We start from the raw sequence: 23,689 nt of genomic DNA, 5'->3' as shown, positions 1-23,689 counted from the left end.
TCACGGCGGTCCGGCCTTGTATCCCACTCCTCGGACGGTGAGCACCACCTGCGGGTTCTCCGGATCCTTCTCGACCTTGGCGCGCAGGCGTTGGACGTGCACGTTCACCAGACGGGTATCCGCGGGGTGCCGGTAGCCCCAGACCTGCTCGAGGAGCACATCCCGAGTAAACACCTGGCGCGGTTTGCGCGCCAACGCCACCAGCAGGTCGAACTCGAGGGGGGTCAGCGAGATCTGCTCCCCCGCGCGGGTCACCTTGTGTGCGGGCACGTCGATGTCGATGTCGGCGATCGAGAGCATCTCGGCCGGGCCGTCGTCGTTGCGGCGCAGCCGGGCGCGCACGCGGGCGACGAGTTCCTTCTGCTTGAACGGCTTCATCACGTAGTCGTCGGCGCCCGATTCGAGGCCGAGCACCACGTCGACGGTGTCGGTCTTGGCCGTCAGCATGACGATCGGCACGCCGGAGTCCGCCCGCAGCACGCGGCAGACGTCGATGCCGTTCATGCCGGGCAGCATGAGGTCGAGCAGCACCAGATCCGGTCGCAGCTCGCGGACGGCGGTCAGCGCCTGGCTGCCGTCGCCGATCACCGCGGTGTCGAATCCCTCGCCGCGCAGCACGATGGTCAGCATCTCGGCGAGCGACGGATCGTCGTCGACGACCAGAATCCTTTGCCTCATGGAGACCATGGTGTCACCGAAATGCGTCGATACCCGGTTACCACACCGGGCGTTTCGCGGCGACGATTCAGGTGGCGGGCCCGGCCAGCAGGGTGGCGGCCAGGTCGGCGGCGACGACGTCGGGTCCCGCCGTCAGCCAGGGACCGCACCAATGACGTTCCGCCAGTGCGGCATACGCCGCGTTGGTGCGACGCTGCAACCCGTCGTCGCGCTCGTAGGCGTCGCGTGCGCGGTCGGCCTCGGTGGCCGCGCGGCGAACGGCGCGTTGCGCCGCCAGCTCGGTCGGCACGGCCAGGAGCACCTGCCAGTCCGGCACGGGCAACGAGAATCGGTCGAATTCCAGCGTCCGCACCCACTCGACCACGTCGCCGTCAGGACCCTGGTGCAGGCGGGCGGCGCTGTAGGCGGCGTTGGACGCCACGTAGCGGTCGAGGATGACGACGTCGTAGTCACCGCCGAGCCGGGCGAGGTCCTCCCGCGCGCCCCGGCGGTCGAGCGCGAAAAGCATGGCCATGGCGTAGACGGATTCGGCGAGGTCGCCGTGGCCGCCGTGCAGCGCCTCGGCGGCGACGTCGGCGTGGACCGATTGCCCGTAGCGCGGGAAGGCGAGCTGGCCGACGGAGCGCCCCTCGGCGGCGAAGGCCGCCCGCAGTCCCTCGGTCAGGGTGCGCTTGCCCGCACCGTCGACGCCCTCGATGGCGATGAGCACGTCGATGAGCGTAGCGGGCCGCCTCGCTATCCCCGACGACGCAGTATCCCCCGATGACGCCGTATCCTCCGACGACGCGGTATCCCCCGACGACGCGGTGCGCCTCGCCTACGCCGAGGCCGGAGCGGCCGCCGGAACCGGCGACGCGTCGGCAGCACCGACCTTGCGCGCGTGGTCGTGCACGGCCGCGACGATGCGCGGGGTCACCGCCTGGTCGTACCAGCGCAACCACTGGGCGCACGAATCCGCGTGGCCCTGCAGCATCTCGACGGCGAACGGGTCGATGCGCGGGTGCCGGACGTCGAACAGCACCGACACCGCACCCCACTCGCGTCCGGTCTCATCGCACATCGCCGCGGCCAGCTCGGCGCGCACGCCTTCGGAGGCCAGCACCGCAGCGTCGGCATAGGTGTAGATGGGCGACGTCGCCACGTCGTCGAGCCGCACCAGCCCGCAGCTGCTCATCGCCCGGCCCGCTGCCGAGCCCGCGTCGTCGACGTAGCTGAAGTGCCGGCGGTAGCCCTCGCCGAGTCCGAGCTGGCTCTCGATGCACACCCCGCCGTGCAGCTGGTGACGCAGGTGCACGGCGACCTTGGGCGCCGCGGTCAGCTCGGCGGCGGCGGACGCCAGGTCGGCGAGCACCTCGGAGCGCTTCGCCGCGCCGGTCCGCCGCCCCGTCGAGAACGGCAGCGCCGGCGCCGTCCCGGCTTCACCGGCGGCCGCGTCGGCGTCTTCATCGTGCGCGAGCACCGCTGCAGCCACGTGACGCAGCTTGACGTCGAAGCGCTTGGCGGCGGTGTAGAGCGCGCGGAAGGCGGTGTCGGCATCGGTGATGCCGTGGTCGTCCTGCAGGCGGCTGACGGCCGTGCGCACCGTGGCGTGCGAGATCAGGTTGATCCGCGCGATCAGCGTCGACGCGTCCACCACGCCCTCGGTGCCGTTCGCGATCGCCGAGATCTCCGTCATTGCCTACCCTCCGTCGAAGTCGTCGCCTCAGTACCCGCGGTACCACCTGACGAAACGCTCGGCAGCCCGCCGTCGGCGACCATCCCGCGGTGCATCACCCGACGGCCCACCACGCCCGAGTGATCGGCCTGGTGCATGACGCACCGGTTGTCCCAGATCACCACGTCGCCCGGCGCCCAGGCGTGCCGCGTGACGTTGTCCTCGCGCGTCGAATGCTCGAACAGGAAGCGCACGGTCGCCTCCGCGTCGTCCGCTAACATCCCGCTCACCGAGGCGCAGCGCGCGGGCGTCGTCAGGAAGAGCGCCGTCCGCCCGCTCAGGGGATGCGCACGGAACACGGGATGTTCGGCCGAGGTCTCGTCGTCCTCGGTCAACTCCAGCCCGGTGACCACGTGCTCGATCGTGCGGTCCGCCAAGTCGGTCCGCAGCTGCTCCGGCAGCGTCTCATAGGCCCGGTACTGGTTGGAGAACAACGTCTGGCCACCGCTGGAGGGCACGTCGACCGCGCGTAACGCGGTGTAGGCGGGCGGCTTTCGGACGTAGCTGGTGTCGACGTGGAACGTCGAGCGCGGCGGCGTGGTGCGGCCGACGTTGCTGATGACGTTGAGGTCGGGGTAGCCGTCGACCGGCGTCTCGCCGGTGGTGAACATCAACTCGCCGAAACTGCGGAGGAATCGCAGGAACCGCTCGTCGTCGGCGTCCTGGCGCGGAAGGACCAGCACGCCGTGTTCGCCGAGCAGACCGCTCAGCTCGGTCACGGTCTCGGCGTCCAGGGCGTCGACGCGGACGCCCTCCACGTGGGCACCGACGGGGTTCAGAGCGGTGACGTGCACGAGGTGCTCCCTTCGCGGTCGAGTTCGGTCAGCGCGTCGGCGAACAGGCGCCGCACGGAAAGACCCGCAGCACTGGCCATCACGGCGATGACGCTGCTGTCGGCGAACGAGCAGTACGGTCCGGCCTCCAGGAACCACGGCTGCCCGTCCGGATCGATGCGGAAGTCGAACAGGCTGTAGTGCCGGCAGCCCAGAGCCTCGTGGCAGCGCCGCGCGACCTCCCACACCCGCTCGGTCACCGGGTCGTCGGTGGGCACGATCCAGGCGCGGCTGGCATCCTTGGCCACCAGGTACAGCTCGTCGTCGGTGCTGCGGGCCAGCTTGTCGTCACGCCCGCGGATCGGCTTGGTGTCGGCGTCCACGGCATACTCCTCCAGGGGCAGGCACACCAGTTCCCCGTCCCGAACGACGATGCCGCACCGCACTTCCCGGCCCAGTTCGACGTAGGACTCGACGAGGGCGCCGCCGCCCTCCGCCAACGCCAGGCGCACCGCGTCGGCATAGTCGCGCCGATCGCGGACCAGCGTGACGCCCACCGAGTTGTCCGAGCCGACCGGCTTGACCACGACCGGCAGGTCGACGTCGACCGCGGCGTCGTCGAACACCACGCGCCCGGGCGGTACCGGCACCCCGGCGGCCGCGACGATGGCCCGCGTCCTCGCCTTGTCCGCGGCGATCGCCATGACCTCGGCGGTGTTGCCCACGAACGGGATTCCGAGGACGTCGAACAGCGACCGGTAGGACGTCATGCCCGGCAGGCAGAACATCTGCGGCACCATCACGTCGACGCCCAGCGTCGCCACGTGCGCGATCGCTTCGGCGGCCGTCCTGGGCTCGGCAGCCGCGAGCGCCTCGGGCGTCACGTCGGGGGCGAAGCGCCACGACCCGTCGGGCGCGACGTAGGCCACCACGGCCCGGTAGCGGTCCGGGTCGTGCAGCGCCCGCAGACAGGCGCCGCCGTACAGCCGGGACAGCTCCGCGTGAAATTCGTCGACCGGTGAGCCGATGAGGTGCAGCACGGTGCGCGGCGCGTCCGTCGTGTCGGTCACGAGAGTCGGGTCCGTCATGTCAGTCTCCGCCCTGCTCGACGAGCTTGCCGATGTTGAAGTCCATCCGCGTCCACCCGGTGCCGCGACGCAGGTTGCGCAGGAGCAGCGAGGGCATCTGCAGGTGGTGAACGGCGAAGAACGGCAGCGGATCCCACCGCGTCAGGATGGCGTCGGTGCCGTTCAGGATGACGCCGAGCCGGTGCCGCCGGTCCGGCTGGGTGAGCAGGCGCCACAGTTCGTGGTACAGCCAGTAAGTCGGCCGCGACGTCGCGGTCGGCGTGATCATCGGGTGCCCGTCCTCGAGATAGGCCGCCGCCACGTCGGGATGGTCGTAGAACATCGTGATCGCCGAGTGGGTCCGCGGATTGCACTCGATGGCGTAGGCGTGACCGTCGGCGGCCTCGATGAAGTCGAACGAGTACTGCCCGGTCAGGCGCAGCGCCGCGACGAATCGCGTGACCCAGTCCTGAATTTCGGGCTTGTCGACGTGGGCGTAGTTGATCTGGAACGCCGACGATTCGCAGCACCCGTACACCTGCAGCCGTCCGTCGCGCACCGTGCCGTGCGTGCAGTACTCCTGCCCCTCGACGAACTCCTGCAAGATCCAGGGATCGTCGGCGCTGATCCCGAGTCCCCGCGCGAACGCCACGTTGCGCTCCGGCGTCTCGCGACTCAAGCGGGTGAGGTCCATGCGCCCCACCGGGTTGTACGCGACGCGCTTGAGGATGTAACTGCGCCCCTCGGGGAAGTCGAATCCCTCGATCTGCGCGACGTCGGTGATCCGGTGGCTGTCCGGAACGCGCAGCCCGAGAATGGCTGCGGTGCGGCAGAACTCGGTCTTGTCGTCGACCAGCCGCACGGTGTCGGCGTCGCCGTGCACCACCTCGCAGACCTCGTCGAGCAGCCGGCGCGCCGCGGCGTCGTGCACGCTCGCCGCCGGACTGCACACCGGCACGTACACGTCGACGCGCTCCCGGCGGGCCACGTCCAGCAAAGCCTCGGCGTACCCCGGTGCGGTCGGTTCGGGGACCACGTAGAACCGGTCCACCGCGCGGGAGAACCGGTGCCCGGTGAGCCGGTACTTCGCCGATTCCACCAGGATCACCCGGTGCCCTGCGGCGTGGAACGACCGCGCCAACTGCAGCGCCTTCGTCATCTTCCCGCCGCTGACGAGGATCGTGCGCGACGGCGACCGTCGGTCCGGCCGTGGCGGACGCGCCGACCCGGCGACGAGTGCCGCCCCGATCACGGCGAGGTTGATCGGGGCGGTGACGCACAGTCCGGCCAGTGCGGCCAGCGTGCGTGCCCTCACGTCACCCGCCGGACGAGCGTCAACCCGTCGCGCAGCGGGACCAGCACCTGCTCCACGCGGGCGTCGGCTGCCACAGCCTCGTTGAACGTCGCGATGGCGGCGCCGTTCGTCGTGACGCCCAGCCCGGTGTAGGGCTGGCCCTGCATCAGCGTGTTGTCCACGGCGATGACCGCGCCGGGACTGAGCAGGGCGCTGTCCAGCAGCAGATCGAGGTAGCCGAGGTAGCCGGCCTTGTCGGCGTCGATGAACACGAAGTCGAAGCTCCCCTCGGCCGCGACCGACTCGGCCAGCCGGTGCAGCGTCGCCATCGCCGGGCCCACCTCGACGGTGATCCGGTCGCCCACCGGCGAGTCGTCGAAGCACGTCCGTGCGAACGCGGCCACGTCGGCGTCCACCTCGCACGCCACCACGGTGCCGCCCTCGGGCAGCGCCTCGGCCATCGCGAGCGCCGAGTAGCCGGTGAACATGCCCACTTCGAGTACCCGCCGGGCCCCGGACATCCGGACCAGGAAGTTCAGCACCCGCCCTTCGACGTGGCCGGACAGCATCTCCTGCTCGAGGCTGCCCGACGAGCGGCGCACCCAGTCGGTGTCCCGGGTCCGTTGCGCCAATCGGGCCAGCGCGGGCGACTCGCCGCTGGTGCACCGATCGAGGTACGGATCGAGACCCTCGGCCAGGTCGCGCGCCCGGCGCAGCCGGTCGAGTAGCGCCGACGGCGCCCCGCCCCACGCCTCGAGTTCGGCGCACACGTCGGTGAGTTCGGCGGCCAGGATGGTCGTCGGCGTCACCGGACGCGCTGGGGCGGGGAGCATCTCCTGCCGGGTGCCGGCGTCAGGCATGCGCAGGGGTCACCGGGGTGAACATGTCGACGCCATCACCACCGCGGGCGAAGTCCAGGCACAACTTCTTGTGCATGTTGAGCGTCTCGGCCAACTCCTCGACGGTGACGTCGTTGAGGAACCGGCACTGACCGATCGGATCCGGCACCGCCGCGCGCAGCAGTCCGTCGCGAGTCCGCAGGATCGCCTCGGTGGCTCCGGCCAGCAGCTCCGGGGTGAGGTAATCGCTGTCCAGCGCCAGGCCGAGGGCGCTCATCACGTTCAGCACGCGGTCGCGGTCGGCGGCCGACAGCAGTCCGCGCTGCTCGGCCAGCGTCGTCGACAGGGCCATGTCGATGTTGATGGCGTGGCCGTGGAAGAACGGTGCCGGCGGCGTGAGTTCCAGTGTGGGACTCCAGGTGTGACCGAAGGCGATCACGCGGTCCAGGTCGATCTCGTGCAGGTTCGGGGCCTCCAGCTCGAGCATGGTGGCGATCGCCTGGTAGGTGAGCCGGTGCGCGACGTCGCGGAGTTCGTCGGTGCCGTCCAGGTGGCCGAACCGGGTGGCCAACAGGTCGGCGCCGTGGGACTCCAGCATCTCGAAGATCTCGGCGTTGCCGACGACGGAGATCTTGATCAGCTCGGCCATGCCGTTGCGGACCTGATCCTCGGGCAGTGTGCCGAGGAAGGAGAAGTCGAGGAACACCTTCTGCGACGCGTGGTAGGCGCCGAGACGGTTCTTGTGCTTGCCGTGGTTCACCGCGACCTTGATCGACACGCTGGCGTCGATGAGGCCGATCAGCGTGGTCGGGATCCGGATGTAGGGGGTGTTGCGGCGGTAGCTCGCGCACGCGAAACCAGCCACGTCCGTGGTCAATCCGCCGCCCACCACCAGCACCGGCTCGGTGCGCACCAGACCGTAGGCGTCGAACTCACCGACGATGCGCTCGAAGGTCTCCAGCGACTTCGCGGTCTCGCGGATTTGCACGGGGATCACCGTCAGCGCGATGCCGTGCTGATCGAAGTAGCCGCGGATGCGCTCGCCGTAGATGTCGTAGACCGTCTCGTCGACGACCATCAGGACGCGTCCGTAGGGCTGGTAGCACTCCGCCAGCTCGGGGCGGTCGGGCGAGAAGATGCCGTCGACGTAGACCAGGTCGTACTCGATCTTCTCGTAGCCCTCGACGTGGAACGCCTTGTCCTCCGCCGTCACTCGGGCCTGCATGTTGCTCATGGAAGTCTCTCCTCGTTGTCGGGACGCGTGGGTCAGGAGCGGGTCAGCTCGACGAGGCGGTCGGCGTCGAGCGCGTCGACCGTCTCGGTGGCCTCCGAGAAGTCGCCGTCGCTGGTGTTCTGGTTGGGGAAGGCGACGACGGCGATGCCGGCGTCGGCGGCCGCGCGCACGCCACCGACGTTGTCCTCGATGGCGACGGCCGCCGAGGCGTCCTCGCCCAGCTGATCGAGGGCGTAGCGGTAGGACGCAGGCGCCGGCTTGGGCTCGTCGACCACCGAGCTGTCCACCACGACGTCGAACGCGTTGCGGTCGACGTGCGCGGCGAGTGCGTTCAGCAGTGCGTCGACGTTCTCGCTGCTGGTCGTCGTCACCAGGCCGAGCCGGTGACCGTCGCGCTGGGCACGCTCGACGGTGTCCACCACGCCGTCACGCGGTGCCACCTCGCTCTCGGCCAGCAGCGAACGGAAGATCTCGGACTTGGTGGCGTGCACGGCGTCGGCGTCGACGTCCGCACCGCGCGCGGCGGCGTAGTCGGCCACCCGTTGCGCCCCGCCGTTGGAACCGAGCATGGCGACGTAGTCGTCGCGCGACCACTCCCAGTCCAGTCCGTGGGTCTTGAAGGCCTCGTTGAAGGCACGGCGCTGGAGTTCCGACGTGTCGGCGAGGGTGCTGATGGAACCGAAGAGGATCGAGGACATGGAGAGCCTTCCTTGGCGTACGGCGTACGGCGCATCTGATGACGTGGCGCGGTCCGACGAGGTCGCCCGCATCCCGGGCGCTGAAATACCCGTCCACTATCTCTCCAAACGTCCAGTTTTGAACACGCTCGCCATAATTGAACAGCGCGTTCATTGGGTACCTTGTCTGCATTCGGAGCACGCAACGGAGGAGGTGAGACCGTGCCCCCTCCCGAGCGGTCGGATGGGAGCGACACCGTGCGGGATGCACGCGTGGCACGGACCCGGGCCGACGTCTCCCGGGCGGCCCTGCAGGTCCTCACCACCGAGGGCGCCGACGCCCTGACCCACGCCCACGTGGCCGACATCGCCGGCTACTCGAAGACGACCCTCTACACGCACTGGCCGTCCCGGGTGGAGTTGATCGCCCTGGCGTTGGACGCGATCGGCGAGATGCCGCACCAGGAGCGCACCGACGATCTGCGCTCCGACCTGATCGGCGAGCTGCGCATCTTCCGTCAGGCGGTGCGCGACTTCCGGCTGGACCAGATCCTGTCGGTGATGGCGCAGTGGGCCTCCGTCGAGGAGATGGCCCAGATCCGCGACCGCATCAACTCCGACGGCCAACGTCCCATCCGGGGCATGCTCGGCGAGCTGTTCAGCGGCGCCGAACTCGAGGCGACGATCTCGATGCTCTCCGGCGTGGTCGCCTGCCCGACGCTGATGTTCGGGACTGCACCCGACGACGGCGTCATCGAGGCCGCCGTCGACCTGGTGCTCGCCGGCGCCCGGCGCTGAGGGTTGGCGCTGAGGGGTCAGAACTCCCCGCAGTTCGGCGTCGTCGGCGCGCCGTTGAAGCGGTCGGCGATCCACTGCATGGCGCGCTCACCGTCGACCAGCATGGGCAGCGCGTGGTTGATCACCAGCTTGTTGAGGAACGGCGGCTGCTCGTTGGTGAAGAACTGGACGTCGGCCCCACGGGAGCACCAGTCGCGGCCGAGTTGATTGGCCGCCGTCCACGGCACCAGCGGGTCGAACCGGTTGCTCAGGATCAATGCCGGCGCGTTCGGCGTGAACTTGCCGAGCTTCTGCATGTCGAACAGCGACGCGAACGGCTCCTCGTTGACCGTCGTGGTGATGTCGACGTTGAAGTACGGCTGCAGGTGCCGGAACATGAACTTGGCGACGGTCTCCCCGATGCACTGGTCCTGGACCTTCTGCAGCAGGTCCAGTCCGCGGGGCGTCATCTTCGACCGGATGACGTCGGCGAACTCGGGATAGCTGGTGATCACCGAGTTGAGCGCGTAGCCCACCACGCCGACCAGCGCGCTGCCGTCGGCGTACGGGAACAGTTCCTTGAGGTCCGCCGGTGGGGCGCCGGCGTAGGTTCCGACGACGTCGAGGTCCGGCGCGTAGGACGACGCGAGTTCGGCCGCCGAGGCCGCCGCGCCGCCACCCTGGGAATAGCCCCAGAACGCCACGGAGCCATGCGGATCCAGCGACGTCCCGGGCAGCCGCTGCGCAGCGCGTCCCGCGTCGAGCATCGCGTTGCCCTGCGCCACCCGATTGACGTACGTGTGGAGTCCGGGCGTGCCGAGGCCCTGGTAGTCGGTCATGACGATGGCGAAACCACGCGCCACCATCGTCGCCACGAACAGCTCCTCGTAGTTGAAGGTGACGTCGAGGAACGGCGAGAAGTGGATGCCCTGGTTGAACTGCCGCGACGGCGCGCACTGGTCCCCCTGCCCCTGCGTGCCGGGACCGTAGACGATGAGCGGCCGCGGGCCCTTGCCCGGCCAGGCGTTCCACGGTTCGAAGTAGGTCCCGGTGACCGCCATCGGTTCGCCGCGAGAGTTGGTGCTGCGGTACATGATTCGTGTGCCGTTGGCGAAGATGGCACCCAGTTGACCCGACGGTTCGAGCACGAGTCGTGACGGCTCACTACGGATGATGTCGCCAGGTCGGCCTTCCGGCAACGGATCCGGTGGGGTGTAGAACGCGATGTACTCGTCTTCGTTGTACTTGGGGTCGCGGACGTCGTTCGTCGGATCGGGTTCCGCATGGACCGCCGGCATCGCACCGATCGTGCCCAACAGCATCACCGCGAGAACGAACCCCAGCACCCGACCCATGACGCGAAACCGTAACAATGTGGCGACGATTTGTTAAGCCCTCCCACCGGACGCGACGCTCTTGACCGTGAAAGTCGTTGCGCCAAGGGGACGTTTCGGCAAACGTGCCGCTTCCGGGACATGCGTCGTCGTCGTCGCCGCCGCCGAAACACCCTGCCGCGCAGGCGATGAGTACCAACGCGGCTCCGAATATCAACCGAGGGTACGGATTTCGACGGCCAAACGAGGAACGGCCCCGGCGACGGTAGGTCGCCGGGGCCGCTCGAGACGGGATCAGTACCGGTAGTGCTCCGGCTTGTACGGGCCTTCGACGTCGACGCCGATGTACTCCGCCTGGTCCTTGCTGAGCTTGGTGAGCGTGCCACCGAGTGCCTCGACGTGGATCTTGGCGACCTTCTCGTCGAGGTGCTTGGCCAGCCGGTAGACCTCGTTGTCGTACTCGTCGTTCTTGGTCCACAGCTCGATCTGGGCGATCACCTGGTTGGAGAAGCTGTTGCTCATCACGAACGAGGGGTGTCCGGTCGCGTTGCCGAGGTTCAGCAGACGGCCCTCGGACAGCACGATGATCGACTTGCCGGACTCCTTGAAGGTCCACTCGTCGACCTGCGGCTTGATGTTGATCCGCGTCGCACCGGAACGCTCCAGGGCAGCCATGTCGATCTCGTTGTCGAAGTGACCGATGTTGCCCAGGATCGAGTGATCCTTCATCGCCTTCATGTGGTCGAGGGTGATGATGTCCTTGTTGCCGGTCGAGGTGATGACGATGTCGGCGTCGGCGATGGCCTGCTCGACGGTCACCACGTCGTAGCCGTCCATCAGGGCCTGCAGCGCGTTGATCGGGTCGATCTCGGTGACCTGGACGCGGGCGCCCTGGCCGGCCAGCGACTCGGCGCAGCCCTTGCCCACGTCGCCGTAGCCACAGATCAGCACCTTCTTGCCGCCGATCAGGGCGTCGGTGCCGCGGTTGATGCCGTCGACCAGTGAGTGGCGGGTGCCGTACTTGTTGTCGAACTTGCTCTTGGTGACCGAGTCGTTGACGTTGATCGCGGGGAACGCCAGCTCACCGGCCGCAGCGAACTGGTACAGCCGCAGCACGCCGGTCGTCGTCTCCTCGGTGACGCCCTTGACCGACGCGGCGATCTTCGTCCACTTGTCCTTCTCGGTCTCGAAGCGCTGACGCAGCACGCCGAGGAAGATCTTCCACTCGGCGGAGTCGTCGTCCTCGGCGGGCGGGACGACGCCGGCCTTCTCGTACTGCGCGCCGCGCAGCACCATCATGGTCGCGTCGCCACCGTCGTCGAGGATCATGTTGGCGGGCTCACCGGACCAGGTGAGCATCTGCTCGGCCGCCCACCAGTACTCCTCGAGCGTCTCGCCCTTCCACGCGAACACCGGGATGCCCTGCGGCTCCTCGGGCGTGCCGTGCGGGCCGACGACGATGGCCGCGGCCGCATGGTCCTGGGTGGAGAAGATGTTGCAGGACGCCCAGCGGACCTCCGCGCCCAGCGCGGTCAGCGTCTCGATCAGCACGGCGGTCTGCACGGTCATGTGCAGGGAACCGGAGATGCGCGCACCCTTGAGCGGTTGCACGTCGTGGTACTCGCGGCGCAGTTCCATCAGGCCGGGCATCTCGTGCTCGGCGAGGCGGATCTCCTTGCGGCCGTAGTCGGCCAGCGAGAGGTCGGCGACCTTGAAGTCGATGCCGTTGAGGACGTCGGCGGTCAGGGTAGGTGCAGTCATGTAGAGCCCCTTCAGTCGTGATGTGCCAGTGAGGCGCACGCCGGGTGCGCTGGCGAAACCCCTGGCCTGCGGGCTCGCGGGACAGGCGCACAGCGCACTGACGGCCGGGAGGTGTCGGATCGATTCTAGCGTCCCGCGACCCGGCGCGGCCCCGGGGGTGATCGGCACGGCCGTCATCGCGACCCCGTCCGCCCCGAAGGAATCTCCAAGGGAGTCGACGTAGAACGGGTGGGATCGAGGAGGACGGGACGATGAGCGAGATGGTGACCGGGCAACCGACGGACGCCGAGCTGGTGCTGGCCGCCCAGCACGGTGACGTCGGCGCACTGGGTCTGCTGCTGGCCCGGCACGAGGCGTCGATGCGCGCCGTCGCCGTCGGCATCCTGGGTTTTCGTCCCGAGGCCGAGGACGCCGTCCAGGACGCCGCCCTGGTGGCGCTGCGGCGGCTGACCGATCTGCGCGACCCGAGCGCGGTGACGCCGTGGCTGCACGCGATCGTGCGCAACGGCTGCCGGATGCAGGTGCGGCGGACGCCGCCGCTGCCGCTGGCCGACCTGACGTCGCTGCTGCCGGTGAGCCTCGACGGCGACCCCGCCGCACTGCTCGATCAGCAGGCGCTGGCCGACTGGGTGTGGAGCGCCATCGAGCGGCTCTCCCCGACGCTGCGGTTGGTGACGATGCTGCGCTACTTCACCGGCGTCACCGCCTACGAGCAGCTCGCCGACGTGTGCGGAGTGCCCGTCGGCACGGTGCGCAGCCGGCTGAACCAGGCGCGGCGCAAGCTCTACGACGCGCTGCTCGACACCGCCGATGCCCCGCACGACGACGCGACCGCCTGGACGCGCGTGCACCGGCAACACGCCGAGGAGATCCTGCACGCCGCGGTGCACGGCGACTTCGGCGCGGCGCTCGCGGCGCGCTGGGACCCGCGCCTGCGAACGACCTGGCCCGGCGGCGTGCACACCGTGGGCCTCGACCACCTGTCGCGCGCCATGGATCAGGACCTCGACGACGGGGTCCGACAGCGCCTGACCAACGTCGTCGCCGGCCGCGAGGTGGTGATCTGGGAGACGGACCTGATCAACCCGCCCGACGACCCGTTCCACTGCCCGCCCGCCGTGCTGTGGGTGCAGTCCCTGCACGGCGGACGGGTGAGCGGGCTGTCGATGTTCCATCCGCACCCCAGGGGGCGCGTCGAACCCGCCGCGTGAGTCGTTGCGGCCGCCCGCGGTCAGAACAGGGGCAACCCGGGTTGCAGGCCGAGCCGCACCCGACCCGCCGCCTCCATGAAGACCGCCGAGTGGTTCGCGTGCTGTACGGCGACCATGCCGTCACGGAAGACCCGCTCGACGGGGTTGGAGCGGTAGAGCACGGCCGAGCCGGCGATCCCGTGCAGCGCCACCAACGCCTGCCGGCTCACCTCGGCCGCGTGGGACATGGCGGCTCGTAGCGCGGCGCGCTGCTGCAGCGTCACGTCGGCACCCGCGGCGTCGACGTCTCGCGCCGCGTGCCGCAGCAGCAGCCAGGCCGCCGTCACGGCCGCCTCGGACGTCGCCACCACGTGTTGGGTACGCGCCGTCTCAGCGGACGTCCCGCCGGTCATCACCGGCTTGGACCCGACGAGCGCGACGGTTTCGTCGATGGCGCGGCGGGCGATGCCGAGCGCCACCGCGCTGCATCCCGGGAACACCAGAGCCGGGACGAACCCGCGGTAGAGCGGCCGGTCGACGTGCGGCGCGGACCCGAGGTCGACCACCAGTTCCGTCGGCACGAACACGCCGTCGGCCGTGACGTCGTGACTGCCCGTGGCGCGCATCCCGGTGACGTCCCAGCCGTCGCGCACCGACACCTGGTCGACGGGCACCACGAAGAGCCGGACCTCGGGGGTCAGCCCGACCAGCACCACCCAGTCGGCCCCCCGGATGCCACTGACGATCCGCCACTCTCCCGTCAGCCGATACCCGCCCTCGACCGGTACCGCGGTTCCCGGCAGACCGGAATTCGCGAAGACCGGCTCCTTTCCGTCGGCCCACACCCGGGCCGCTCCTGCCGGATCGAGTAGCGCGCCGACGAAGCCGAAGTTCGCATTCCACACCAGCAGACCGACCGAGGCGTCGAGGTAGCCGAACCGTTCGTAGACCTCGAGGGCGACCGGCAGCGGCGCCTCCCACCCGCCGAACTCCCGCGGCGTGAAGAGACGGAACGCCCCGGCCGCCCGCAGCGCGTCACGCAGATCAGCGGGGATGGCGCCGCACCGGTCCGCCTCGGCGGCGGCACTGCTGATCGCCGGCCGCAGGGACTCGGTCATGGCGGCGGGGTCGAGAACGGGGGTCGGGGTATGAGGCGTTGTCGTTGTCATACCCGTCCAGATGCAGCGGGTACGAGTTCAGTTCGATCCTTCGTCGATCACGACGCCGTAGCGTTCGGCGAACGGCGCCATCAACCGCGCCAGGTCCCGGGCCACGTCATGGGTGGCCTCCGGCGGCATCGACACGTAACTCATCGCCAGCCGGACGATGGCCCGGGCCAGCACGCCGGCGTCCTCCTCGCTCGCGCGCACCCAGCTGTGCATGAAGGTCGCGGTGAGCCGCTCGCTGGCCCGGGTGATGATCGGCGCGCTGTCGGTGGTGATGATCTGCAGGAGGTCCGGCTTGGCCACCCCGGTGAGCAGCGAGATGACCAGCGGGTCAGCCGCCGATTCGGCGAAGAACGCGCGGAATCCCTCGAGGAACGCGGCATGCACGTTGCCCACGTTGCCGTCGATGGCCTTGTCCACGGCGTCGACGAGCCGGTCCGCCAGGCGCAGGGCATACCCCTCGGCGAGGCCCTGCCGCGAACCGAACTCGTTGTAGATCGTCTGCCTGCTGATCCCGGCGGCCTTGGCCACGTCGGTCAGCGTGATGGACGACCAGTCGCGCTCGCCGAGCAGATCGCGCATGCCGTCGAGGATGGAGTCGCGCAGCAGCACCCGGGACGCCTCCGCGTACGAGACGCGAGCAGTCCTGGGCTGCTCGTCGTCCCGCGGTGCGCTCACAGGCGCGACCCTATCCCCTACGGCCAGCGTCACGGACGGGCGACCTCGACCATCTCGAAGTCGGACTTCGCCGCTCCACAGTCGGGGCAACTCCAGTCATCGGGGATGTCGTCCCAGCGGGTGCCGGGAGCGATCCCGTCCTCCGGCCAGCCCTTGGCCTCGTCGTACTCGAACCCGCACTGCACGCAGACGAACAGCCGGTACGCCTCGTCGGTCATCGCGCCATCTCCTCGAAGTCGATCTTCTCCCGGACCGCACAGTCCGGACAGGTCCAGTCGTCGGGCACGCGCTCCCACGTCGTGCCCGCCGCGAACCCCTCGCGCGGCGCACCCAGCGCCTCGTCGTATACGTAGTCGCACCCGGGGCAGCGGTAGGCGGTCATGCTCGTGCGCCCGCGTCGGCCGCGTCGCCGTAGCGGGCGAGCACGCGGTCGCGTACCCGCGGGTGCACGTTCACCCGCGTGATGTCGCCGCCGTAATGGGCGAGCACGCGGTGGTCCATCACCGCCCGCCACAGCGCCGGGACGTAGGTCAGCGCGATCATCGACGCGTAGCCGCTGGGCAGGTTCGGGGCGCCGTCCATGCTGCGCAGCGTCTGATAGCGCCGGGTCGGGTTGGCGTGGTGGTCGCTGTGACGCTGCAGGTGGTAGAGGAACAGGTTGGTCACGATGTGATCGGAGTTCCAGCTGTGCTCGGGGGTGCAGCGTTCGTAGCGGCCGCTGGCCGTCTTCTGCCGCAGCAGCCCGTAGTGCTCGAGGTAGTTGACCGTTTCCAGCAGGGTGAAGCCGTAGACCGCCGAGATCGCCATGTAGACGAGCACGCCCCAGCCGAACGCCGCGGTGAGCGCGCCCCACAGCACCAGCGACATCGCCCACGCGTTGAGCACGTCATTGGACCAGTGCCACGTCGGCTTGCCGGCGCGCTGCAGACGCTTGGCTTCCAGCTCCCACGACGAGCGCAGGCTGCCCCACACGCTGCGCGGCAGGAACTCCCAGAAGGTCTCGCCGAAGCGCGCCGACGCCGGGTCCTCCGGGGTGGCGACGCGGACGTGGTGGCCGCGGTTGTGCTCGATGTAGAAGTGGCCGTACCAGGTCTGCGCCAGGGTGATCTTGGACAGCCACCGCTCCAGCGCGTCCTTCTTGTGGCCGAGTTCGTGGGCGGTGTTGATGCCGACGCCGCCCAGCACGCCGACCGACAGCGCCAGACCGACCTTGCCGACCCAGTTCACCCCGCCGTCGAAGCCCAGCCAGGCGAGGTCGGACGCGGTGAAGAGGTAGGCGCCGAGGATGACGCTGGCGTACTGGAACGGGATGTAGGCATAGGTGCAGTAGCGGTAGTAGCGGTCGTTCTCCAGGCGCTCCATCACCTCGTCGGGCGGATTCTGCCCGTCCGGGCCGAAGAACCGATCGAGCGTCGGCAGCAGCAGGTACACCAGGATCGGCCCGATCCACAGCGGCGCGACTGCCGCGGCGTGCCAGCCGGCGTCGTTGAGCAGCCGGATCAGCGGCAGCACGACGAACAGCGCCGTCGGGGCGATGAGCCCCATCAGCCACAGGTAGCGCTTGCGGTCGCGCCACTCGAGGGTCGCGTCCTGGGGTTGGAGCCGAGTCGTCACGGCACACCTCCTCGTGAGAGCCATCACTGGATGCACTTGACTATAAGTGGCCATCTGTCGTTCGTCTAGACACGAACGAATGTTTTGTAAAACCCTTGGCTGCGTCGACCCGCGCGAGATCCGGCTCGTGGCGAGAAAATGCGAGTGCGGCCCGCCAAAATCGGATCTCGACGACTACCGACCCACCAGCGCGCGGCGGCGCGAAAACCGACCCGGGGCGTTACCGAGCGGAGGCCTCCGCCGCCCGGCGGGCCAGCAGGGACTTGCGCCGGCCGTAGAGCAGGTAGATCACGAGGCCGATCACCATCCAGATGGCGAACCGGATCCAGGTGAGCCCGGTGAGGTTCAGCATCAGCCAGACGCACGCCAGGATCGACAGGATGGGGAGCACCGGAACGAGTGGCGCCCGGAACCCGCGCTGCAGGTCGGGACGCGTGCGGCGCAGCACGATCACGCCGGCCGACACCAGCACGAAGGCGAACAGCGTGCCGACGTTCACCATCTCCTCGAGGCGTTCGATCGGGAAGACCGACGCGGCGAGGGCCACCACGATGCCGACGACCACCGTGATGCGCACCGGCGTGCCGTGCGAGCTGGTCTTGGCCAGTCCGTGCGGCAGCAGGCCGTCGCGCGACATCGCGAACAGCACGCGGATCTGACCCAACAGCAGCACCATGACGACGGTCGTCAGACCGGCGAGCGCCCCGATCGAGATGATCGTCGCGGCCCAGTCCACGCCGTTCGCGGCGAAGGCGGACGCCAGGTTGGCCTGCCCGTCGGGTCCGGACTTCAGTTCGGTGTAGGACACCATGCCCGACAGCACCACCGACACCGCGACGTACAGCAGGGTGACGATCCCGAGCGAGAAGAGGATGCCGCGCGGGACGTCGCGCTGCGGGTTCTTGGTTTCCTCGGCCGTGGTGGCGACGATGTCGAAGCCGATGAAGGCGAAGAACACGATCGACGCACCCGCGAGCACCCCGTACACGCCGTAGGTGCTGCCCTCGGCGCCGGTGAGCAGCGAGAAGACCGACTGGTCGATGCCCGAGCCGGACGCCTCACCGGTCTCCGCGGGCGGAACGAACGGCGTGTAGTTGGCGGCCTTGACGTAGAACGCACCGACGATGACGACGAGCAGCACCACGGTCACCTTGATCGCCGTGATGACGGCGCTGACGTTCGACGACAGCTTGGTGCCGCGGGCGAGCAGCGCGCACAGCACCGCGATGATGAGCAATGCGCCCCAGTCGAGCGTGACCGGTCCGAGGTCGACGGTGCCACCGGAGAAGCCGAACACCGTTCCCAGATACGACGACCAGCCCTTGGCCACCACGGCCGCGGCCACGGCGAACTCGAGGATGAGGTCCCAGCCGATGATCCACGCCGTGAACTCGCCGAAGGTGGCATAGGAGAAGGTGTACGCGCTGCCCGCGACGGGCACTGTCGAGGCGAACTCGGCGTAGCACAGCGCCGCCAGCCCGCACGTCACGGCGGCGATGACGAAGGACACCGAGATGGCCGGACCGGTCAGGTCGCCGGCCGTCGAGGCGGTGATGGTGAAGATGCCGGCGCCGATCACCACCGACACCCCGAAGACGGTCAGGTCGCGCCACGTGAGGTCCTTGCGCAACCGGGTGTCCGGTTCGTCGGTGTCCGCGATCGACTGCTCGACCGACTTGATCCGCCAGCGGTCCGCCATGCTTTCGTCATCCCTCTCGGTCGTGTGACGGGGACCCTACCGAGTACCGTCGCAGGCCATGGGGAAACATGCGGTGGTCATCGGGGGGAGCCTCGCCGGCCTGTGCGCGGCCCGGGTGCTGGCCGATCACGTCGACCGGGTGACGATCTACGAGCGCGACGAGCTGCCCGACAGCCCGGCGAACCGGCCCGGCGTTCCGCAGGGCCACCACGTCCACCTCCTGATGGCGCGCGGCGCCGAGGAGTTCGACGGGCTCTACCCGGGGCTGCTCGACGACATGGTCGCCGCCGGCGTGCCCATCCTGGAGAACCGGCCCGACTGCATCCACTTCGGCGCGGCCGGCCACGTGCTGGGCACGGCGCACCGCCTGCAGGACGAGTTCACCGCCTACGTGCCGAGCCGGGCCCACCTCGAATGGCAGATCCGCCGCCGCACGCTCGCCCTACCCAACGTCGAGCTGGTGCGGCGCAGCATCGCCGAGCCGTGGTGGGACGCCGCGGCGCAGCGCGTTCGCGGCGTGCTGTTCGACGTCGGCGACGTCGCGGGCGGAGCATCCGCCGACCTGGTGGTCGACGCCACCGGTCGCGCCACCCGACTGCCGATGTGGCTGTCGCAGTGGGGTTTCGACGCGCCGCGCGAGGACACCGTGGACGTCGGCATCGCCTACGCCACCCACCAGGTGCACATTCCCGAGGGCCTGCTGCAGGAGAAGGTCGTCGTCGCGGGCGCGTCCCGCGAGGAGCCGGTCGGTCTGGGCATGCTGCTCTACGAGGACGGCTACTGGCGGTTGACCACCTTCGGCACCGGCAAGGTGCCGCCGCCGCGCGACTTCGCCGAGATGTGCGATTTGGCCGACCGCATCCTGCCCGAGCGGTTCGCCCGGGCCGTGCGCCGCGGCACCCCGGTCGGTGAGGTGGCGCAGCACAAGTACCCCAAGAGCCGATGGCGCCGCTACGACAAGCTCACCCGCTTCCCCGCCGGGATCATCCCGTTCGGCGACTCGGTGGTGAGCTTCAACCCCACCTACGGCCAGGGCATGACGATGACGGCGATCCAGGCGGGCAACCTGTCCCGCGCCCTCGCCGCCGGTCCCGCCGATGCGACCGACCTCGCGTCCCGCCTCGCCAAGGCGACCGCCAAGACGACGTTCCCGGTCTGGATGATGACCGCCATCGGCGACCACGCCCTGCACAACGCGGCGGGCGACGCCCCGCGGTGGTACGGCCCGGTGGGCTCGCTGTTCGACCAGTTCCTGGGCGCCGCCGAGACCGATCCCGTTCTCGCCGAATGGTTCCTGCGTCGGTTCAGCCTGCTCGACAGCCTCTACATGGTGCCCTCGCCGCGACTGGTCGGCCGCACCATCGCGCACAACGTGCGGCTGTGGACCGCCGAGAAGCGCGCCGCACGCCGCGAGCGGCAACCCGTGTCGGCGGGTTAGACCCCGACCGTCGCGCGGAACAGCCGCGCCGGCGCGTCGGCGACCAGGCGGATGGGTCCGTCGTCGGCCGGCACCCAGGCCGCCGCGCCGCGCCGCAGGGTCAGCACGTCGGACTTGGCGTGCACCGTGACGGTGCCCTCGGTGCACAGCAGCACCTGCGGTCCGTCGTGCCGTGCCGGGGCGTCCACCTGGTGGCCGAGGTGCTCGCCGTCCAGTGACAGCGCCGACACCGCGAATTCCGGTGCGGGCGTGTCGTAGACGCGTTCGAGGCCGTCGCCCACGTCGCGTGGCGCGATGACGACGTCGGTGGTCGGGGTGAAGTCCAGCACCCGTAGTAGTTCCGGCACGTCGACGTGCTTGGGGGTCAGCCCGCCGCGAAGGACGTTGTCCGAGTTCGCCATCACCTCGAAGCCGATGCCGTGCAGATAGGCGTGCAGGTTGCCGGCCGGCAGGTAGATGCCCTCCCCCGGCGCCAGGCTGATCCGGTTGAGCAGCATGGCCGCCAGCACGCCGGCGTCGCCCGGGTAGCGCTCGCCCAGCTCGAGGATCGTCTTCGCCTCCGCCGCGAACTCCGTCGCGCCGGAGCGGACGTAGTTCACCGCACCGTCGAGCACCGCGGGCACCAGCACGTCCAGGTCCGGCTGTGGCGCGGTGATCCACGTGGTGAACAGCGCACGCAGACCGTCGGCGTCGGCCTGCCCGGACAGCAGGCCGATGTACGGGGTCAGGGCCGGCACGTCGAGGGCCTGCATCAGCGCGACGCTGCCCGCGGCGGGGCGGAAGCCCGCCAGCGCCTCGAACGGCCCGAGAGCGACGATCAGCTCGGGCTTGTGGCTGCGGTCGCGGTAGTTGCGGGTGGGCGCGTTGACGGCGATGCCGAGCTGATCCTCGCGGGCGAAGCCCTCGACGGCCTGCGCCGCCGACGGGTGCGCCTGCAGCGACAGGGGCTCGTCGGCGGCGAGCACCTTGGCCAGGAACGGCAGCGCGTCACCGAAGCGGCCGCGTGCGGTGGCGCCGAGCTGCCCCTCGGGATCGGCGGCGATCACGTCGAGCAGCGACCGCTCGTCGCCGTCGGAGGCCAGCCTCGCCGGATCCCCCGGATGGGCGCCGAGCCACAGCTCGGCCTCGGGATGCGCTGTGGGAGCGGGTCTTCCGCTGAATTCCGCGATCGCCGTCCGCGATCCCCAGGCATAGGTGCGCACAGCGCCATGTAGCAGGTCCACGTCGTCTAACCTCGAACCAATCTCAGGTAGACGGCCGCCATCTCCCATCGGACGGCCATCATCGCCAACTGCTGTTCCACGCGTCCACTCGACGTCGGCGCGGCGAGGTCGTCGCCCACGTCCCCCGCGCTGATGGTCGTGACGTCGTCGTAACCGCTCGTGCGCGCCAGGATCGCCGGGCGCTCGGCGTCGGTCGCGAGCACGACGGTGCGCACCCGCGCCGGCAGCGGCCCGTCGATCTCGGGGTCGTAGAAGATCGAGGGCGCGGCCCCCGACGCCCCGCGACCGAGCCCGCGGTGCAGGGAGACGAGCGTGTCGGCGAGCGTCACCGCGGCGGCAGGCGCCTGCGCGACGCGCAACAGCACGGCGCCGACGTGCCGGGCCAGCGCGAGCGTCGCCGCGTCGTGGCCCGCCAGGACCACCGTCGCATCCGACACCCGGTCGGCGAGCACCTTGGCGGGGTTGGTGAACAGGTCGCGCCCGGCACTGTTGCGCAGGGCCTCGGCGTCGAGTTCGTCGGCGATGCCGGCCACGTCCACGCCCATGCCGGGGTCGACGGCGTGCAGTGCCACCAGTCCGGCGGCGAGGTAGCGGGCGAGGGCGAAGTCGTCGGGCACGGGTAGGCGCGGCGCGAGCAGGACGGCGCGTCCCGCCGCGGCGTCGCGCAGCGGCCCGCCGTCCGGGCCGACCACGAGGACCCGCGCGCCGCGCCGGATACCGGTGGCCACGGCGCGCACCAGGGCGGGTTCACCCGCGTCGTCCCCCGCCACGATCAGGACGTCGAGCGCACCGATCCACGGCGGCACCTCGGCAGCGGTGACGAGCGGTGCGACGGTCGAGCCGCCGAGTGCCGAGACCAGGATGGGTCCGGCGGCGTCGGCCGTGCCGCCCGCGGACACCCACACGACGGTGCGCGGCGGGTGGTCGGACCGCAACGACTCCAGTTCGCCCTCGTCGAGGGCCGCGGCGGTCGCGCGCATCTGCGCGCCGGCCATCGAGGCGGCACGCAGCAGCCCGTCGCGGTCGGCGGCGAGCAGACCGTCGGTGTCGTCGAGGTCGATGGTCGTCGCGTCCGCGCGGGAGTCCGCACTCACGGCGCCGGCTCGTCGCTTCCCGACGTCGTCCTGATCTGGACACCGACGGCGTCGACGATCTCGGCCACCTCGGCCGCGGTGCGCGCCTCGACGTTGAGCCGCAGCAGCGGCTCGGTGTTGGAGGTGCGCAGGTTGAACCAGTTGCCGTCGCCGAGATCGACGGTGACGCCGTCGAGGTGGTCGATGGAGTGGATGCGGCCGTCGTAGGACTTCAGGACCGCCTCGACGCAGGCCGCGGCGTCCGACACGGTGAAGTTGATCTCGCCCGACGCCTCGTAGCGCTGGTAGTCGGCCATCATCGCCGACAGCGGCCGGTCCCCTTCGCCGAGTGCGGCCAGCACGTGCAGCGCGGCGAGCATGCCGGAGTCGGCGCCCCAAAAGTCGCGGAAGTAGTAGTGCGCGGAGTGCTCGCCGCCGAAGATCGCGCCGGTCTCGGCCATCAGCGCCTTGATGTAGGAGTGGCCGACGCGCGAGCGGACCGCCGTGCCGCCGCGCTCGGTGATCAGCTCCGGCACCGCCCGCGACGTGATCAGGTTGTGGATCACGGTCGCGCCGATCTCGCGGCCAAGCTCGCGCGCAGCGACCAGCGCGGTGACCGCCGACGGGGACACCGGCTCGCCGCGCTCGTCGACGACGAAGCAGCGGTCGGCGTCGCCGTCGAAGGCCAGACCGATGTCGGCGCCGGTGTCGACGACGTGGCGCTGCAGGTCCACCAGGTTGGCCGGGTCCAGTGGGTTGGCCTCGTGGTTCGGGAAGGTGCCGTCCAGTTCGAAGTACAGCGGCAGCAGCGTGATGCCCTCGATGCCGCCGAGGACCGCGGGCGACGTGTGGCCGCCCATGCCGTTGCCGGCGTCCACGGCCACCCGCAGCGGGCGGCCGCCGGTCAGACTGACCAGCGAACGCAGGAACTCGCCGTACTCGGTGAGCACGTCGCGGTCGGTGAGGGTGCCGGGTGCGACGTCCGCGGCGGGCACGCCGTCGATGACCTCGCCGCTGATGGTGGCCAGACCGGTCTCCTTGCCGACCGGTTTCGCGCCGGCCCGACACAGCTTGATCCCGTTGTAGGCCGCCGGGTTGTGGCTGGCGGTGAACATCGCGCCGGGGCAGTCCAGCAAGCCCGACGCGAAGTACAGCTGGTCGGTGGAGGCGAGGCCGATGCGCACCACGTCGAGTCCCTGTGCCACCACGCCGTCGGCGAATGCCGCAGCGAGACTGGGGGAACTGGACCGCATGTCGTAGCCGATGACGATCTGGCGGGCGCCCGGTTCCGTTTCGTCGCGGACCAGTCTGGCGAAGGCGCCGCCGACGTCGGCGACGAAGTCCTCGTCGATCTCCTCGCCGACGAGACCTCGCACGTCGTACGCCTTGATCACCCGGTTGACAGCCGCGGCGGGCCGGGACATAGGGCTCCTCGCTCGATACACCGACTCGAACGCCCC

Annotated in this window: 23 protein-coding genes; 3 read left to right on the top strand and 20 right to left on the bottom strand. The window is 70.0% G+C overall.

Annotated elements, in window-relative coordinates; genetic code table 11:
• From mtrA to FZ046_RS13285, 9 genes are all read right to left on the bottom strand, one after another.
• Window positions 1–687: a two-component system response regulator MtrA gene (mtrA, locus tag FZ046_RS13325; RefSeq protein ID WP_070355340.1), complete on the bottom strand. Its 687-nt coding sequence runs from the start codon at window positions 685–687 to the stop codon at window positions 1–3.
• Window positions 688–745: 58 nt separating this feature from the next.
• On the bottom strand, window positions 746–1,387 hold the full coding sequence (locus FZ046_RS13320; RefSeq protein WP_070355339.1) for a dTMP kinase: 642 nt from the start codon (window positions 1,385–1,387) through the stop codon (window positions 746–748).
• A 108-nt stretch (window positions 1,388–1,495) separates the two neighbouring features.
• Window positions 1,496–2,353, bottom strand: a complete 858-nt coding sequence (locus tag FZ046_RS13315) for an ANTAR domain-containing protein (protein ID WP_125939818.1) — start codon at window positions 2,351–2,353, stop codon at window positions 1,496–1,498.
• Window positions 2,350–3,186, bottom strand: a complete 837-nt coding sequence (locus FZ046_RS13310; protein ID WP_083298482.1) for a TauD/TfdA dioxygenase family protein — start codon at window positions 3,184–3,186, stop codon at window positions 2,350–2,352. Before FZ046_RS13310 ends, FZ046_RS13315 begins: the two co-directional genes overlap by 4 nt.
• Window positions 3,168–4,253, bottom strand: a complete 1,086-nt coding sequence (locus FZ046_RS13305) for a D-alanine--D-alanine ligase family protein (RefSeq protein ID WP_070355338.1) — start codon at window positions 4,251–4,253, stop codon at window positions 3,168–3,170. Before FZ046_RS13305 ends, FZ046_RS13310 begins: the two co-directional genes overlap by 19 nt.
• Before the next feature lies 1 nt (window position 4,254).
• A complete protein-coding gene (locus FZ046_RS13300; protein ID WP_070355337.1) occupies window positions 4,255–5,547 on the bottom strand; it encodes an ATP-grasp domain-containing protein in 1,293 nt (430 codons plus the stop codon).
• Window positions 5,544–6,386, bottom strand: coding sequence for an O-methyltransferase (locus FZ046_RS13295; RefSeq protein WP_246182992.1), 843 nt, complete (start codon window positions 6,384–6,386; stop codon window positions 5,544–5,546). The genes FZ046_RS13300 and FZ046_RS13295 overlap by 4 nt, the downstream gene beginning before the upstream one ends.
• Window positions 6,379–7,599 (bottom strand): sedoheptulose 7-phosphate cyclase, encoded by a 1,221-nt coding sequence (locus FZ046_RS13290; RefSeq protein ID WP_070355336.1) that lies wholly within the window; start codon window positions 7,597–7,599, stop codon window positions 6,379–6,381. Before FZ046_RS13290 ends, FZ046_RS13295 begins: the two co-directional genes overlap by 8 nt.
• A gap of 32 nt (window positions 7,600–7,631) precedes the next feature.
• Window positions 7,632–8,297 carry an HAD family hydrolase gene (locus FZ046_RS13285; protein WP_070355335.1) on the bottom strand — a complete coding sequence of 222 codons (666 nt, stop codon included), beginning with the start codon at window positions 8,295–8,297 and terminating at the stop codon, window positions 7,632–7,634.
• Window positions 8,298–8,549: 252 nt separating this feature from the next.
• Here FZ046_RS13285 and FZ046_RS13280 point away from each other — a divergent pair, with 252 nt between their 5' ends.
• Window positions 8,550–9,074: a TetR/AcrR family transcriptional regulator gene (locus FZ046_RS13280; RefSeq protein ID WP_070355334.1), complete on the top strand. Its 525-nt coding sequence runs from the start codon at window positions 8,550–8,552 to the stop codon at window positions 9,072–9,074.
• A 17-nt stretch (window positions 9,075–9,091) separates the two neighbouring features.
• Here FZ046_RS13280 and FZ046_RS13275 read toward each other — a convergent pair whose 3' ends face one another.
• Together FZ046_RS13275 and ahcY are read right to left on the bottom strand one after the other, a co-directional pair.
• Window positions 9,092–10,408: a lipase family protein gene (locus FZ046_RS13275; protein ID WP_070355333.1), complete on the bottom strand. Its 1,317-nt coding sequence runs from the start codon at window positions 10,406–10,408 to the stop codon at window positions 9,092–9,094.
• Window positions 10,409–10,681: 273 nt separating this feature from the next.
• Window positions 10,682–12,148 carry an adenosylhomocysteinase gene (ahcY, locus tag FZ046_RS13270; protein ID WP_070355332.1) on the bottom strand — a complete coding sequence of 489 codons (1,467 nt, stop codon included), beginning with the start codon at window positions 12,146–12,148 and terminating at the stop codon, window positions 10,682–10,684.
• A gap of 251 nt (window positions 12,149–12,399) precedes the next feature.
• On the opposite strand from ahcY, the gene FZ046_RS13265 reads away from it, so the two are divergent.
• Entirely contained in the window at window positions 12,400–13,359 is a 960-nt protein-coding gene (locus FZ046_RS13265) for an RNA polymerase sigma factor (RefSeq protein ID WP_070355331.1), read from the top strand.
• A gap of 20 nt (window positions 13,360–13,379) precedes the next feature.
• Here FZ046_RS13265 and FZ046_RS13260 read toward each other — a convergent pair whose 3' ends face one another.
• From FZ046_RS13260 to FZ046_RS13235, 6 genes are all read right to left on the bottom strand, one after another.
• Window positions 13,380–14,456, bottom strand: coding sequence for an acyl-CoA dehydrogenase family protein (locus FZ046_RS13260; RefSeq protein ID WP_099046038.1), 1,077 nt, complete (start codon window positions 14,454–14,456; stop codon window positions 13,380–13,382).
• 78 nt (window positions 14,457–14,534) lie between these two features.
• The gene (locus FZ046_RS13255) at window positions 14,535–15,086 is read right to left on the bottom strand and encodes a TetR/AcrR family transcriptional regulator (protein WP_170292504.1); all 552 of its coding nucleotides are present in this window, start codon (window positions 15,084–15,086) and stop codon (window positions 14,535–14,537) included.
• Between the two features lie 125 nt (window positions 15,087–15,211).
• Window positions 15,212–15,400, bottom strand: a complete 189-nt coding sequence (locus FZ046_RS13250) for a rubredoxin (protein WP_070355328.1) — start codon at window positions 15,398–15,400, stop codon at window positions 15,212–15,214.
• On the bottom strand, window positions 15,397–15,564 hold the full coding sequence (locus FZ046_RS13245; RefSeq protein WP_070355327.1) for a rubredoxin: 168 nt from the start codon (window positions 15,562–15,564) through the stop codon (window positions 15,397–15,399). The genes FZ046_RS13250 and FZ046_RS13245 overlap by 4 nt, the downstream gene beginning before the upstream one ends.
• Window positions 15,561–16,727, bottom strand: a complete 1,167-nt coding sequence (locus FZ046_RS13240; RefSeq protein WP_246183037.1) for an alkane 1-monooxygenase — start codon at window positions 16,725–16,727, stop codon at window positions 15,561–15,563. Before FZ046_RS13240 ends, FZ046_RS13245 begins: the two co-directional genes overlap by 4 nt.
• Window positions 16,728–17,016: 289 nt before the next feature.
• Window positions 17,017–18,495 carry an amino acid permease gene (locus tag FZ046_RS13235; RefSeq protein ID WP_070355325.1) on the bottom strand — a complete coding sequence of 493 codons (1,479 nt, stop codon included), beginning with the start codon at window positions 18,493–18,495 and terminating at the stop codon, window positions 17,017–17,019.
• Between the two features lie 58 nt (window positions 18,496–18,553).
• Here FZ046_RS13235 and FZ046_RS13230 point away from each other — a divergent pair, with 58 nt between their 5' ends.
• The gene (locus tag FZ046_RS13230; protein WP_070355324.1) at window positions 18,554–19,933 is read left to right on the top strand and encodes an FAD-dependent oxidoreductase; all 1,380 of its coding nucleotides are present in this window, start codon (window positions 18,554–18,556) and stop codon (window positions 19,931–19,933) included.
• On the opposite strand, the gene manA is transcribed toward FZ046_RS13230, so the two are convergent.
• The 3 genes from manA to FZ046_RS13215 are packed head-to-tail and all read right to left on the bottom strand — an operon-like array spanning window position 19,930 to window position 23,653.
• A complete protein-coding gene (manA, locus tag FZ046_RS13225; RefSeq protein ID WP_070355323.1) occupies window positions 19,930–21,156 on the bottom strand; it encodes a mannose-6-phosphate isomerase, class I in 1,227 nt (408 codons plus the stop codon). The genes FZ046_RS13230 and manA overlap by 4 nt on opposite strands.
• Before the next feature lie 5 nt (window positions 21,157–21,161).
• Window positions 21,162–22,250 (bottom strand): TobH protein, encoded by a 1,089-nt coding sequence (locus FZ046_RS13220; RefSeq protein WP_070355322.1) that lies wholly within the window; start codon window positions 22,248–22,250, stop codon window positions 21,162–21,164.
• The gene (locus tag FZ046_RS13215) at window positions 22,247–23,653 is read right to left on the bottom strand and encodes a phosphomannomutase/phosphoglucomutase (RefSeq protein WP_070355321.1); all 1,407 of its coding nucleotides are present in this window, start codon (window positions 23,651–23,653) and stop codon (window positions 22,247–22,249) included. The genes FZ046_RS13220 and FZ046_RS13215 overlap by 4 nt, the downstream gene beginning before the upstream one ends.
• Window positions 23,654–23,689: the final 36 nt, after the last annotated feature.

The sequence above is a fragment of the Mycolicibacterium grossiae genome (assembly GCF_008329645.1).
Lineage (GTDB): Bacteria > Actinomycetota > Actinomycetes > Mycobacteriales > Mycobacteriaceae > Mycobacterium > Mycobacterium grossiae.
Note: the sequence above shows the minus strand (reverse complement) of the source record. Positions and strands in the feature narration are given on the sequence as shown.

Coding starts and splice junctions, on each gene's coding strand:
- FZ046_RS13275 (WP_070355333.1), bottom strand. CDS start 10,408: ATGGGTCGGGTGCTGGGGTTCGTTCTCGCGGTGATGCTGTTGGGCACG.
- ahcY (WP_070355332.1), bottom strand. CDS start 12,148: ATGACTGCACCTACCCTGACCGCCGACGTCCTCAACGGCATCGACTTC.
- mtrA (WP_070355340.1), bottom strand. CDS start 687: ATGGTCTCCATGAGGCAAAGGATTCTGGTCGTCGACGACGATCCGTCG.
- FZ046_RS13215 (WP_070355321.1), bottom strand. CDS start 23,653: ATGTCCCGGCCCGCCGCGGCTGTCAACCGGGTGATCAAGGCGTACGAC.
- FZ046_RS13265 (WP_070355331.1), top strand. CDS start 12,400: ATGAGCGAGATGGTGACCGGGCAACCGACGGACGCCGAGCTGGTGCTG.
- FZ046_RS13255 (WP_170292504.1), bottom strand. CDS start 15,086: ATGCGCGATCTGCTCGGCGAGCGCGACTGGTCGTCCATCACGCTGACC.
- FZ046_RS13305 (WP_070355338.1), bottom strand. CDS start 4,253: ATGACGGACCCGACTCTCGTGACCGACACGACGGACGCGCCGCGCACC.
- FZ046_RS13235 (WP_070355325.1), bottom strand. CDS start 18,495: ATGGCGGACCGCTGGCGGATCAAGTCGGTCGAGCAGTCGATCGCGGAC.
- FZ046_RS13290 (WP_070355336.1), bottom strand. CDS start 7,599: ATGAGCAACATGCAGGCCCGAGTGACGGCGGAGGACAAGGCGTTCCAC.
- FZ046_RS13295 (WP_246182992.1), bottom strand. CDS start 6,386: ATGCCTGACGCCGGCACCCGGCAGGAGATGCTCCCCGCCCCAGCGCGT.
- FZ046_RS13315 (WP_125939818.1), bottom strand. CDS start 2,353: ATGACGGAGATCTCGGCGATCGCGAACGGCACCGAGGGCGTGGTGGAC.
- FZ046_RS13245 (WP_070355327.1), bottom strand. CDS start 15,564: ATGACCGCCTACCGCTGCCCCGGGTGCGACTACGTATACGACGAGGCG.
- FZ046_RS13285 (WP_070355335.1), bottom strand. CDS start 8,297: ATGTCCTCGATCCTCTTCGGTTCCATCAGCACCCTCGCCGACACGTCG.
- FZ046_RS13240 (WP_246183037.1), bottom strand. CDS start 16,727: ATGGGGCTCATCGCCCCGACGGCGCTGTTCGTCGTGCTGCCGCTGATC.
- FZ046_RS13250 (WP_070355328.1), bottom strand. CDS start 15,400: ATGACCGACGAGGCGTACCGGCTGTTCGTCTGCGTGCAGTGCGGGTTC.
- FZ046_RS13230 (WP_070355324.1), top strand. CDS start 18,554: ATGGGGAAACATGCGGTGGTCATCGGGGGGAGCCTCGCCGGCCTGTGC.
- FZ046_RS13260 (WP_099046038.1), bottom strand. CDS start 14,456: ATGACCGAGTCCCTGCGGCCGGCGATCAGCAGTGCCGCCGCCGAGGCG.